Source organism: Flavonifractor porci (assembly GCF_037572415.1).
Lineage (GTDB): Bacteria > Bacillota > Clostridia > Oscillospirales > Oscillospiraceae > Flavonifractor > Flavonifractor porci.
Genome location: NZ_JBBHLB010000006.1, coordinates 37,633 through 49,843, shown reverse-complemented (window position 1 = coordinate 49,843; position 12,211 = coordinate 37,633). Strand labels below are relative to the sequence as shown.

The window sequence follows — 12,211 nt, the reverse complement described above, 5'->3', positions numbered from 1 at the left end:
CGGCTATAAGGGCAGTAAACTTTGACGGCCTACTGCCCTCCCATTCTATCAATTTAAGGGAGGAATTGCAATGCCAAGAAAGAGCAACACCAGAGGGGCCCAGGGGGCCGGGACGATCCGCCAGCGAAAGGACGGACGATGGGAGGCCCGTTATACGGTGGGCCGTGATCCCGGCACCGGGAAGCAGATACAGCGGTCAGTCTATGGGGCCACTCAGCAGGAAGTGAGGAAGAAGCTGGCCCAGCTTACTACCGCCCTCGATAACGGCACCTATAAGGAGCCCTGCAAGATGACGGTGGGCCAATGGCTGGACATTTGGACGGCGGACTATATGGGCGGCGTAAAGCCCTCCACCACTTTTCTCTATGGGGAACAGATACGGCTATATATCAAGCCCGCCCTGGGTGCGGTGAAGCTGGAGGCCCTGAACACCCACACCATTCAGGGCTTTTACAACGGCCTGAGCATCGAGCGGGAAGGGGGCAAGGCACTGTCCCCCAAGTCCGTAAAGAACATCCACGGCATCCTCCACAAGGCGCTCCAGCAGGCCGTGGCGGTGGGATATATCCGCTTCAATCCGGCGGACGCTTGCACCCTCCCCAGGGTGGAGAAAAAGGAGATAAGCCCGCTCGATGAAGAACAGATAGCAGCCTTCCTAAAGGCCATAGAGGGGCACCGGCACGAACTGCTTTATAAGGTAGCCCTGTTTACCGGCATGAGGGAGGGGGAGGTACTGGGGCTCATGTGGGATTGTGTGGACTTTGAGAAGGGCACCATTACCATCAAGCGCCAGCTCCGTCGGGAACAGAAAAAGGGCGGGGCCTACTACATTACCACACCAAAGAACGGAAAGCCCCGTACCATCACCCCTGCCCCCTGGGTGATGAAGCTGCTCCGTTCTCAAAAGGCCAGACAGGCGGAGCAACAGCTAAAAATGGGCCCGCTGTGGGAGAACTCCGGGATGGTGTTTACCAATGAGACGGGTGGGTATCTCTCTTACCGGACGGTGTACGATTGCTTCAAGCGCATTGTGGCCCAGATGGGCACCCCGTCCACCCGGTTTCACGATCTGCGCCACACCTTTGCCGTGGCATCCCTTCGAGCGGGGGACGATATCAAGACTGTCCAGGGCAACCTGGGGCACCACACGGCGGCATTTACCCTGGACGTATACGGCCATGTCACGGAACAGATGAAGAAGGACAGCGCCCAGCGCATGGAGGGGTTCATAAAAGGTGTTTTGAACCTGTAAAGGGTCAATTAAAGGGTCATTCCCTGATTTTAGACAGCAAAAAAGCCCTGGAACCGTTGAGGCTCTAGGGCTTTACTCTGGTGGACGATACAGGACTTGAACCTGTGACCTCCCGCACGTCAAGCGGATGCTCTACCAGCTGAGCTAATCGTCCGAACAGCATGGACTATTATAGCGAAAATAAAGACGCTTGTCAACACTTTTTTGAAATTTCTCTTTTCAAGGCCGCAAAGCGCTGGTATACTGAGAAAAACGCCGTAAACAAGGAGGAAATGGTATGGCAGGACGGGTGGTTCTCATTACCGGCGGCAGCCGGGGCATCGGTGCGGCGGCGGCCCGGCGGTTTGCCGCCGGGGGCGACCGGGTGGTGGTCAACTACTGCCGCTCTAAAGAGAAAGCAGAGACCCTGGCGGCGGAGATCGGCGGCTGGGCGATCCAGGCCGACGTGTCCGACCCGGTCCAGGTACAAAATATGGTTGACAATGTGTTGGATAAATTTTGTCAACTTGACATTCTGATATGCAACGCTGGCATCGCCCAGCAGAAATTGTTTGGCGATCTGACGGACGAGGACTGGCGGCGGATGTTTGCCGTTAATGTGGACGGAATGTTCTACACCATCCGGGCGGCGCTGCCCCATTTGATCCATCGGAAGGCGGGGAAAATTTTGACGCTGTCCTCCATGTGGGGACAGGTGGGCGGCTCCTGCGAAGTGGCCTATTCTGCCGCAAAAGCTGCTGTTATTGGGCTTACAAAGGCCCTTGCCAAGGAGGTTGGGCCCTCTGGGATCACGGTGAACTGTGTGTCTCCCGGAGTCATTGACACCGAGATGAATGGCAACCTGGGCCCTGAGGACCTGGCTGTCCTGGCGGAGGAGACCCCCCTGGAGCGCATCGGCCGGCCGGAGGATGTTGCGGAAGCCTTGTGGTTCCTGGCTTCCGACGCTGCAAACTTTATCACGGGACAGGTTTTGTCCCCCAATGGCGGGTTGATCATCTGAAATTGCCTGATTACATTCGCAGATTGTTCATAATTTACACAAGGGCTGCCTGTGGAGGGGCGGCCCTTGTGCATTTTTGAGGTTGACAATTTCCGGCGACACGCATATAATTGTCAACAACTTCTTGAAGGAGGAATGAACGATGAAAAAGTCTCGCATCCTGTCTCTTGCGCTGGCGGGTGCGCTCAGCTTCTCCATGCTGGCCGGCTGCGGCGGCGGCAATGAGGGCGGCTCCGCCAATACTCCCTCCGGCGGCAATGGGACCACCGGCGGCAATACTGAGGGCACCATTCAGATCGGCGGCATCGGTCCTCTGACCGGCTCCGCTGCTGTTTACGGCCTGGCCACCAAGCAGGGCGCCGAAATTGCCATTCAGGAGATCAACGCTCTGGGCGGCCTGCAGTTCTCCCTGAACTCCCAGGACGATGAGGGCGACATTGAGAAGGCGGTCAACGCCTACGGCAAGCTGAAGGACGACGGCGCCAAGATCATCTACGGCTGCACCACCACCAACCCCTGTGTGGCCGTGGCCGCCGAGACCTTCAATGACCGCTACTTCCAGCTGACCCCCTCCGCCTCTTCCACCGACGTGACCGCGGGTAAGGACAACGTGTTCCAGGTGTGCTTTACCGACCCCAACCAGGGCGTGACCGCTGCCAACTACATTAAGGACAACAATCTGGGCACCAAGGTCGCTGTCATCTACAACAACGGCGACGCCTACTCCACCGGCATCTACAATGCCTTCCAGGCCACCGCCAAGGAGATCGGACTGGAGGTTGTGACCGTTCAGACCTTCCCCGATGACACTAACACCGACTTCAACGTGCAGCTGAACGCTGCCAAGGACGCCGGCGCCGACCTGGTGTTCATGCCCATCTACTACACCCCCGCCTCCCTGATCCTGTCCCAGGCCAAGAGCATGGGCTATGAGCCCACCTTCTTCGGCTGCGACGGCATGGACGGCATCCTGGACCTGGAGGGCTTTGACAAGAGCCTGGCCGAGGGCCTGATGCTCATGACTCCCTTCAACGCCTGGGGCGAGGATGAGCGCACCAAGACCTTCGTCAGCGAGTATGAGGCCGCTTACGGCGGTATCCCCAACCAGTTCGCCGCTGACGGCTACGACTGCATGTACGCCATCTATGAGGCCTGCACCGCTGCCGGCGTTACCGCCGACATGAGCGCCGAGGAGATCTGCGAGGCTCTCATTGCTCAGTTCACCTCCGGCGACTTCAGCGTGGACGGCCTGACCGGCACCGGCATGACCTGGTCTGCCAACGGCGAGGTCTCCAAGGCCCCCGTGGTGGTCAAGGTCGAGGGCGGCGTGTATGTCACCCAGTAAGTGTATCAGCTTCCGCTGACATAGGAAATGGAAGCGGGTTGCCGGGGGGACCCGGCAGCCCGCTTTTCCCCATTATCCCCGATCGGATGTATGGTGGAAACATCGGCAGCCCGCAGGACCGCCGATGTTTCTGCCATACACAGAACAGAGAAAACAAGTTAGAGAGGTGAATGGTTTGAGCTTCCTCAATAATCTGATCACCGGTATCAGCCTGGGCAGCGTCTACGCCATCATCGCCCTGGGCTACACCATGGTGTACGGCATTGCCAAGATGCTGAACTTTGCCCACGGCGACGTTATTATGGTGGGCGCCTATGTGACCTTCTTTGCCACCGGCAGCTTTAACCTGCCCCCTGTGCTGGGCGTGCTGCTGGCTGTGGTGGTGTGTACCGTCCTGGGCGTTGTCATTGAAGGACTGGCCTATAAGCCCCTGCGTCAGGCATCCTCCCTGGCGGTGCTCATCACCGCCATCGGCGTCAGTTATTTTCTGCAAAACGCCGCCCTGCTGCTGTGGGGCGCAGACCCCAAGGTGTTTACCCCCGTTATCCCTGAAGGCTCCCTGCCCATCGCCGGTGTAAACATCACTTACGTGTCCCTGGTTACCGTGCTGGCCTGTATCATTATCATGGTGGCCCTTACCTGGTTCACCAGTAAGACCAAGATGGGCAAGGCCATGCGGGCCTGCTCCGAGGATAAGGCGGCCGCTCAGCTCATGGGCATCAACGTCAACCGTACCATCTCCATGACCTTTGCCATCGGTTCCGCCCTGGCCGCCATTGCCGGTGTGCTGCTGTGCTCCAGCTACCGGACCCTGATGCCCACCACCGGCTCCCTGCCCGGCATCAAGGCCTTTACCGCTGCCGTGTTCGGCGGCATCGGCTCCATCCCCGGCGCCATGCTGGGCGGCATCCTGCTGGGTATCATCGAGACCTTTGCCAAGGTGATCAACACCAACATCTCCGACGCGGTGGTCTTTGCGGTGCTCATCATCGTGCTGCTGGTGAAGCCCGCCGGTCTGCTGGGCAAGACTGTCCGCGAGAAAGTGTGAGGTGAGGGATATGAAGAAATTGACTTCCGGCCGGAAACGGCTGATCAACAACACCATCACCTACGCCATTGTCATTGCGGCCTTTGTGATCCTTCAGGTGCTCAATGCGGGCGGTATGCTGTCCTCCTCTCTGCAGGGCCAGCTGGTGCCCATCTGCGCCTATATCGTCATGGCCCTGTCCCTCAATCTGGTGGTAGGTATCTCCGGTGAGCTGAGCCTGGGCCACGCCGGCTTTATGAGCGTGGGCGCTTTCTCCGGCGTGGTGACCGCCATGTCCCTCCAGCAGGCCATTCCCAACGGAGCGGTCCGCCTGGTGGTGGCCATGATCGTGGGCGCGGTGCTGGCCGGTATCGCCGGTTTCATCGTGGGTGTGCCCGTGCTCCGTCTGCGGGGCGACTACCTGGCCATCGTGACTCTGGCCTTCGGCGAGATCATCCGCAACATCATGAACGTGCTCTATGTGGGCGTGGACAAAAACGGCCTGCACTTCTCTCTGGAGAATGAGATGGCCCTTAACCTGGAGGAGGGCGGCAAGGCTATCCTGAAGGGCCCCATGGGCTTCACCACCAACGTAAAGCTGGCCTCCTTCACCGCTGGCTTTGTCCTGGTACTCATTGCCCTGACCGTGGTGCTCAACCTGGTGCACAGCCGCTCCGGCCGGGCCATCATGGCTCTGCGGGACAACCGCATTGCCGCTGAGAGCGTGGGTATCGGCGCCACCAAGTACAAGCTGATGGCCTTCGTTACCTCCGCCGTCATGGCGGGCGCCGCTGGCGTGCTGTACGCCATGAATTTCTCTTCCGTGGCTCCCAAGAAGTTTGACTTCAACACCTCCATTCTGGTGCTGGTGTTCGTGGTGCTGGGCGGTATCGGCAACATCCGCGGTTCCATCATCGCCGCCGCCTTCCTCACCTACCTGCCCGAGCTGCTGCGGGCCATCAACCTGGATGAGTACCGGATGCTGGTGTACGCCATCGTGCTCATTCTGGTGATGATTGCCACCAACAACCCGGTGATGCGCGGATTCTTCAACGGCATCAAGGAGAAATTCCGTAAGCCGCCGGAACAGCCGGCCGAGAAGGGAGGCGTCAGCCATGAGTAAGCCCAAGCGTCCCGAGACCAAGCTGGTCCCGGTGCCCAGCCCCAATATCATCCCCGAGCGCGACATCAAGCAGACCCCCATTCTGGAGTGCCAGCACCTGGGCATCGACTTCGGCGGCCTGACCGCCGTGAATGAGTTCAACATGGCCATCGGCCGCACCGAGATCGCCGGCCTCATCGGCCCCAACGGCGCCGGTAAGACCACCGTGTTCAACCTGCTGACCAAGGTGTATCAGCCCACCCGGGGCACCGTGCTGCTGGACGGCATCGACACTCACAATATGTCCACCGTTCAGGTGAATAAGGCGGGCATTGCCCGTACCTTCCAGAATATCCGCCTGTTTGACAACCTGACGGTGGAGGACAACGTAAAGATCGGCCTGCACAACCATGTCCGCTACCCCATGTGGAGCGGCATCCTCCGTCTGCCCGGCTACTGGAAGAAGGAGAAACTGGCCCATGAGAGCGCCCTGGAGCTGCTGAGCATCTTCGATATGCAGCATCTGGCCAACGCCAAGGCGGGCAGCCTGCCCTACGGCGACCAGCGCAAGCTGGAGATCGTCCGTGCCCTGGCCACCAATCCCTCTCTGCTGCTGCTGGATGAACCGGCGGCGGGCATGAACCCCTCCGAGACCGCCGAGCTGATGGACAACATCGTCAAGATCCGGGATACCTTCCACATTGCCATTCTGCTCATCGAGCACGATATGAATCTGGTCATGGGCATCTGCGAGGGCATCTGCGTGCTCAACTTCGGCCAGATCATCGCCAAGGGCACCCCCTCGGAGATCCAGAACAACCCGGAGGTCATCAAGGCCTATCTGGGCGACCAGAAGGAGGTATAAGCCATGGCGGTATTGCTGGATGTCAAGAACATCAACGTGTACTACGGCGCCATCCACGCCGTAAAAGACATCTCCTTCCACGTGGAGGAGGGGGAGATCGTCACCCTCATCGGCGCCAACGGCGCCGGTAAGACCACCACCCTTCAGACCGTCTCTGGTCTGCTCCACACCCGTACCGGCTCCATTGAGTTTATGGGCAAGCCCATTCAGGCGGTGCCTGCCTCCAAGCTGGTGGCCCAGGGCCTGGCCCAGGTGCCCGAAGGCCGCCGGGTGTTCCAGCAGATGACGGTGGAGGAGAACCTGGAGATGGGCGCCTTTACCCAGCCCAACTCCACCATCGCTCCCAACCTGGAGCGGGTGTACGCCCAGTTCCCCCGGCTGAAGGAGCGCCGCAAGCAGGTGGCGGGCACCCTGTCCGGCGGCGAGCAGCAGATGCTGGCCATGGGCCGGGCGCTGATGTCCAATCCCAAGCTGCTTATGCTGGATGAGCCCTCCATGGGTCTGGCTCCCATCCTGGTGGAGCAGATCTTCGATATCATTAAGCAGCTGCACAAGGCGGGCACCACCATCCTGCTGGTGGAGCAGAATGCCCAGATGGCCCTGAGCGTGGCCGACCGGGGCTATGTGCTGGAGACCGGCCGAGTGACCCTTACCGGCCCGGGTCGGCAGCTGCTGGCCGACGAGGCCGTCAAGAAAGCCTACCTGGGCGGTTAAGCCCGACATAACGAAAGAAAAAGCGCGCTGCAATGTGGCAGCGCGCTTTTTGACGTGAAACTCCATAAAATGGTAGCAAAAATTCTCGAAAAATTTTTGCTTTTTTAAAACCGCCCTCCCAGAACCGGACACTAACAGGAGAAAAGAGAGTTCAAGAAGAAATCTCTGCATTCATGAGAAACAATAATATGGGAGGAATTGTATTATGAAACACACCATGCGTAATCGGGTCCTGACCACCATAGTTGCCGCCGGACTGCTCTGCGGCTCGGCGGTGGCGGCCGGTACCGTGACTACCAAAATGATCGAGGCCAACTATATGGGCATCAAGATCGTGGTGGATGGCAAGGAGGTCACCCCCACCGACGCCAGCGGCAAGGCGGTGGAACCCTTTGCCAGCAGCGGCACCACCTATCTGCCTGTCCGTGCCATTGGCGAGGCCCTGGGCAAGGAGGTGACCTGGGACGGCAGCACCGCTACCGTCTATGTGGGAGATATCCCCGGTCAGGAGAGCAGCTGGATGAAAAAACTGCCCCCTTACCAGGTCAGCAAGTACACCAAGATCTATGACGGAAGCGACCACAAAGCCTTTATGGCGGTTGGCGGAGAGGAGATCATGGAAGGTGTTCAGATGAAAGGGAGTACCAGCCATGCTCTGTGGAATACCAATCTGAAGTACAGCAGCATGACCTTTACCGTGGGACATATTGATGGCTCCGCGGAGCTGAATATCAATCTGGATGTCTATCTGGACGGCCAGATGTATGACAGCTATGAGATCAAGTGGGATGAGCCGCCCAAAACCATTACAATCCCGCTGAACCGGGCTGCCAACATCAAATTACAGGGACAGACCGTGGACAGCTGGAATGGACACAACTATGGTATTTACCACATCTCCTTCTCCTGAATCCATACAAAGCGAGCGCGCCGCCGCAGCGGCGCGCTCGCTTTGTATGGAAAAAGATTTAACATTTTTCTGCTTTCTCTCCCTGACACACCGTGATACAATAAACCTATATAATGGACTGCTATGGACTGTGACAGGAGGGAATCAAGGTCACCATGCCAAATTATTACGCGCATCTGAAATTTGGGGATAAGGTATTGGGCGGACTGCCTCGGCCGCTGGCCCAGATCATTGATGAGGAGCGGGAGGCCTTCGACCTGGGCTGCCTGGGTCCCGATCCGCTGTTTTTCTACCAGCCCATCCGACCCAACGCCGTCCGGCGGGAGGGGGTGCGGATGCACCGCAATTCCGCTCTGCCCGCCGTGGAGCGGCTTCGTCAGGCCATTGAGGAGGGCGTGCCCATGTCGGTGGGCTACGGGGCCGGCTTTCTCTGTCACCTGGCTCTGGACAGCGCCTGTCACGGCTATGTGGACGAGCGGGCCGCCGACGGACCCATCTCCCACATGGCCATGGAGGGGGAGTTCGACCGGATGCTGATGGAGAGCGACGGCCTGGACAGCACGGCCCAGGCCCACCTGCCCACACCGCCCCGGAAGGGAAGCCGGGTGTGGAACGCCGCCGCCGCGGCCTATGTCCACGCATCCCCCCGGCAGATGCGCCGGGCTTACCGGGCCATGAACTGGTATCTGGGCTTTTTTGCCCGCTCCTGCGGTACCCGGCGGGGCAAGGTCATCGGCGCGGTGAGCCGGATGCTTCCCATCCAGTCCGCCAAGGATGTGGCCCTGAAGGAGACGCCCCACCCCGCCTCTCTGGAGAGCAGCGCCGATCTGGACCGGCTGCTGGAGGGCGCGGTGGATGAGACCACCCAGCAGATCGGCGCTTTTTTCCAGGCTATTCGGGAGGACGCTCCGGTGCCCCTCTGGTTCGATCGGGATTTCAAGGGAAACCCGCCAGAGGGGGAGAAAGAGTGGGCCGCGGCCCTCAACGGCTCCCTGTCCTGAAGGATTATGTTGTAACTCAGGCGGGCGGCCCTGAGGGTCGCCGCGCAGCCATTCAGCTTGCCTGCCTTACGGGTGCGGCGTACCTCTTGCGGATAGCGCCTGCCAGGCTCCCTGCGAGAGGGTCCATTTTAACAAACAGAACGGGGGCATTGCGATTGCCGCAATGCCCCCGTTCTGTTTAGGGAAACAATCAGGTGTTGAGCCCGTCCACCGACATATCTTTGATAAAGAAAGAGAATACGCCGCTGGCCACCAGCCGGTCCTGGTTGTCAGTGAGGGTCACGTCATAGACCGCGATGGTACGGCCCAGCTTTTTGGGTTTGGCGGTGCAGTAGACCTTGTCGCCCTTGGCGGCGGCCAAAAACTGCATGGAGCTGTCCAGAGTGACACAGGTGTGGCCAGTGGTGAAGGCCGCCGTTCCGGCCACGGTATCCGCCAGGGTGAAGAGGGCTCCGCCGTGGACGATGCCCATGGGATTGCGGGTATCGGTGCAGATCTCCAGTTCCCCATCCGCCTCGCCGTCCCTTGCCCGGGTGACCTTTACCCGGCTGCGGGGGCCGAAGTAGGGGCCGTTATTGACCGCGTTTAACAGTTCACTGTAGGAATCCATCCAGAATCTTTTCCTCCGCTTCCTGCTCGGTCAGGCCCAGGGTCATCAGCTTGAGGATCTGATCCCCGGCGATGCGCCCGATGGCAGCCTCGTGGATGAGCTGAGCGTCCACATGGTTGGCCACAATGGCGGGGATGGAGGAGATCTTGGCGTTGCCCATGATGATGGAGTCGCACTGAACATGGCCGAAGCACTTGGTATTGCCGGTCATTTTGGGGTAGAACACCTGGACGGAGTTGTCCTGGGCCACGGACCGGGAGATGACCCGGCCGGTGGCGTCCTCGCCGTCCAGAATGATTTCCATATCGCTCTCAGCGGTCTGCTGACCGTGGGTGAGCAGCTTTTCGGTGATGATGGCCTCGGCGCCCTTGCCCACCACAATGCGGGTCTCCCGCTTGGTGGAGTCCACGCCCCGGATCTGGGTGGACTCCATGTTGATGGAGGCCCCCTCGTCCAGGTAGACGATGGTCTGGGGATTCATGATCCGCTTGCCGGTGCCTTCACCCTCGCCGTAGTGGCGCTCCACATAGCGAACCTTGGAGTTTTTGCCGATGTGGAAGGTGTGGACGCCGTCGTGCTGGCTGGTCTCACAGCCGGTGTTGTGGATACCGCAGCCGGCCACGATGTCCACGTCGCAGTCGTCGCCGATGAAAAAGTCGTTGTACACCAGCTCGGAAAGACCGGTCTGGCTGATGATGACAGGGATGTGGACCGACTCGTGCTGGGTGCCGCTCTTGACGGTGATGTCGATGCCCGACTTGCCCGGCTCGGTCTTGGTGGTGATCTCAATGTTGGCGGTGTTGTTCCGGGAGTCCAGCTGTCCGTTGCGCCGGATGTTGTAGGCCCCCTGGGGGGTCTTCTCCAGGTCCGCGATCTCCTTGAGGAGCTTCCATTCCGCTTGATCCATCTTACTTCGCTCCTTCCGACAGATAACTGCAAGAGGTCCTGGTGTTGGCCAGGATCTGGGGGAAGATCTCATCCTTGGGGCCATGCCGCTGCACCTTGCCGTCGGCGATCATGATGATCTCGTCGGCCAGGTCGATGATGCGCTCCTGGTGGGAGATGACGATGAGGGTGGCCTCCCGCTTCTGGTGGATGAGCTTGAAGGTCTCGGTGAGCTTGGCAAAGGACCAAAGGTCGATGCCGGCCTCCGGCTCGTCAAAGATCATCAGACCGGTCTTGCGGGCCAGGATGGTGGCGATCTCAATGCGCTTGACCTCGCCGCCGGACAGGGAGGCGTCCACTTCGCGGTCGATATAGTCCCCGGCGCACAGGCCCACCTTGGTCAGGTACTGGCAGCCTTCTTCCCGGGTCAGCTTTTCGCTGCCGGCGGCCAGGGCCAGCAGATCCTTTACCTTCAGACCCTTGAAGCGGGGGGGCTGCTGAAAGCCGTAGCTGATGCCCAGACGGGCGCGGCCGGTGATGTCCAGATCGGTAATATCGGTGTCGTTCCAGCGGATGGAGCCGCCGGTGGGCTTGACCAGGCCCATGATGGCCTTGGCAAGCGTGGTCTTGCCGCCGCCGTTGGGGCCGGTGATGACCACAAACTGGTGGTCCTTGACAGAGAGGGAGACGTCGTTGAGGATGCCCAGCTCCTGGCCTTCCTCTCCCTCCACCTGATAGCTGAGATGGCTGATCTCCAGCATAGTCTGTCTCTCCTTTGTAAATGGTTCATTCCATGAGCAATTATTTTATCACGGAAGGCAGGAAAATACAACCCTGAGCGGGGCAAATCTTGCCAGGACGGCATAGGATGGTGGGAATCTACACAGAATGGGGAGGCAATGCGTATGGAACAGGAGTTGCTGCCCGGCTGCGACCGGGAGGTTTTCGAGCGGGTATGGAAGCGGGTCATGCCCAACGAGCGGGGGGACTGCCCCTTTGAGGTGGTGGAGGCGGTGGCCCAGCGGCCTCTGCCGGCGGTGGTGGTACACGACACTCCGGCGGCGGAAGAGGAGGAGACCATCACCTGTCTGGGGCCCGCCTCGGCAGTTCATGGTCCCCAGCTTCAGCAGTACATAGACCAGGAACTGGCCGCCCACCGGTGCTGCCAGGCGCTGGCCCGGCGGGTACCGGGTACCGGGGGCAGGATGCTCTCCAACCTGGCCGCCGAAAAGCGGCGGCGGGCCAAGCGGCTGAGCACCGCCTATTTCCTCATCTCCGGGGTGCGCTACTGGCCCGCTGACCGGGGGAGCGCTCCCGCGCTCCAGCCGGTGCAGGCCGCCCTGCGGGAGCAGTTTCAGGCCATGCAGCGCTACGCAGCCTGCTACCGGGCTGCCGCCGCCGGCACCGCCGACCCCTGCCTGGAGGCCCTCTTCCACGAGTCGGCTGACGAGGCGGAGGCACACGCCTGGATCATCCGCAGCGTGCTGGAGCAGATGTAGT

13 protein-coding genes and 1 tRNA gene are annotated in these 12,211 nt (G+C 60.1%); 10 read left to right on the top strand and 4 right to left on the bottom strand.

What is annotated here, in order from left to right:
- The first annotated feature begins 70 nt into the window (after positions 1-70).
- Positions 71-1,252, top strand: a complete 1,182-nt coding sequence (locus WHJ28_RS07025) for a tyrosine-type recombinase/integrase (RefSeq protein WP_340041022.1) — start codon at positions 71-73, stop codon at positions 1,250-1,252.
- Between the two features lie 78 nt (positions 1,253-1,330).
- On the opposite strand, the gene WHJ28_RS07020 is transcribed toward WHJ28_RS07025, so the two are convergent.
- Positions 1,331-1,406, bottom strand: a tRNA-Val gene (locus WHJ28_RS07020).
- 123 nt (positions 1,407-1,529) lie between these two features.
- Here WHJ28_RS07020 and ymfI point away from each other — a divergent pair.
- The 8 genes from ymfI to WHJ28_RS06980 all read left to right on the top strand — a co-directional run bounded on the left by ymfI (position 1,530) and on the right by WHJ28_RS06980 (position 9,216).
- Entirely contained in the window at positions 1,530-2,252 is a 723-nt protein-coding gene (gene ymfI / locus WHJ28_RS07015; RefSeq protein ID WP_340041020.1) for an elongation factor P 5-aminopentanone reductase, read from the top strand.
- Positions 2,253-2,394: 142 nt separating this feature from the next.
- Positions 2,395-3,597: an ABC transporter substrate-binding protein gene (locus WHJ28_RS07010; RefSeq protein WP_340041018.1), complete on the top strand. Its 1,203-nt coding sequence runs from the start codon at positions 2,395-2,397 to the stop codon at positions 3,595-3,597.
- A 175-nt stretch (positions 3,598-3,772) separates the two neighbouring features.
- Entirely contained in the window at positions 3,773-4,645 is an 873-nt protein-coding gene (locus WHJ28_RS07005; protein WP_340041016.1) for a branched-chain amino acid ABC transporter permease, read from the top strand.
- 10 nt (positions 4,646-4,655) lie between these two features.
- On the top strand, positions 4,656-5,747 hold the full coding sequence (locus WHJ28_RS07000; protein ID WP_340041014.1) for a branched-chain amino acid ABC transporter permease: 1,092 nt from the start codon (positions 4,656-4,658) through the stop codon (positions 5,745-5,747).
- Positions 5,740-6,591, top strand: a complete 852-nt coding sequence (locus WHJ28_RS06995; protein WP_340041012.1) for an ABC transporter ATP-binding protein — start codon at positions 5,740-5,742, stop codon at positions 6,589-6,591. The genes WHJ28_RS07000 and WHJ28_RS06995 overlap by 8 nt, the downstream gene beginning before the upstream one ends.
- Before the next feature lie 3 nt (positions 6,592-6,594).
- Positions 6,595-7,305, top strand: coding sequence for an ABC transporter ATP-binding protein (locus tag WHJ28_RS06990; RefSeq protein ID WP_425461110.1), 711 nt, complete (start codon positions 6,595-6,597; stop codon positions 7,303-7,305).
- 205 nt (positions 7,306-7,510) lie between these two features.
- A complete protein-coding gene (locus WHJ28_RS06985) occupies positions 7,511-8,215 on the top strand; it encodes a stalk domain-containing protein (protein WP_340041010.1) in 705 nt (234 codons plus the stop codon).
- A 155-nt stretch (positions 8,216-8,370) separates the two neighbouring features.
- Positions 8,371-9,216, top strand: a complete 846-nt coding sequence (locus tag WHJ28_RS06980) for a zinc dependent phospholipase C family protein (RefSeq protein ID WP_340041008.1) — start codon at positions 8,371-8,373, stop codon at positions 9,214-9,216.
- Positions 9,217-9,406: 190 nt separating this feature from the next.
- Here the strand turns inward: WHJ28_RS06980 and WHJ28_RS06975 are convergent, their stop codons facing one another.
- Genes WHJ28_RS06975 through WHJ28_RS06965 form a run of 3 tightly spaced genes read right to left on the bottom strand, consistent with a single transcriptional unit; the run spans position 9,407 to position 11,472 of the window.
- On the bottom strand, positions 9,407-9,826 hold the full coding sequence (locus tag WHJ28_RS06975; RefSeq protein ID WP_340041006.1) for a PaaI family thioesterase: 420 nt from the start codon (positions 9,824-9,826) through the stop codon (positions 9,407-9,409).
- Positions 9,810-10,733, bottom strand: coding sequence for a SufB/SufD family protein (locus tag WHJ28_RS06970; protein WP_340041004.1), 924 nt, complete (start codon positions 10,731-10,733; stop codon positions 9,810-9,812). Before WHJ28_RS06970 ends, WHJ28_RS06975 begins: the two co-directional genes overlap by 17 nt.
- A gap of 1 nt (position 10,734) precedes the next feature.
- Entirely contained in the window at positions 10,735-11,472 is a 738-nt protein-coding gene (locus WHJ28_RS06965; protein WP_340041002.1) for an ABC transporter ATP-binding protein, read from the bottom strand.
- A gap of 144 nt (positions 11,473-11,616) precedes the next feature.
- Between WHJ28_RS06965 and WHJ28_RS06960 the strand changes: the two genes are divergently transcribed.
- On the top strand, positions 11,617-12,210 hold the full coding sequence (locus WHJ28_RS06960) for a rubrerythrin (protein WP_340041000.1): 594 nt from the start codon (positions 11,617-11,619) through the stop codon (positions 12,208-12,210).
- Position 12,211 lies beyond the last annotated feature (1 nt).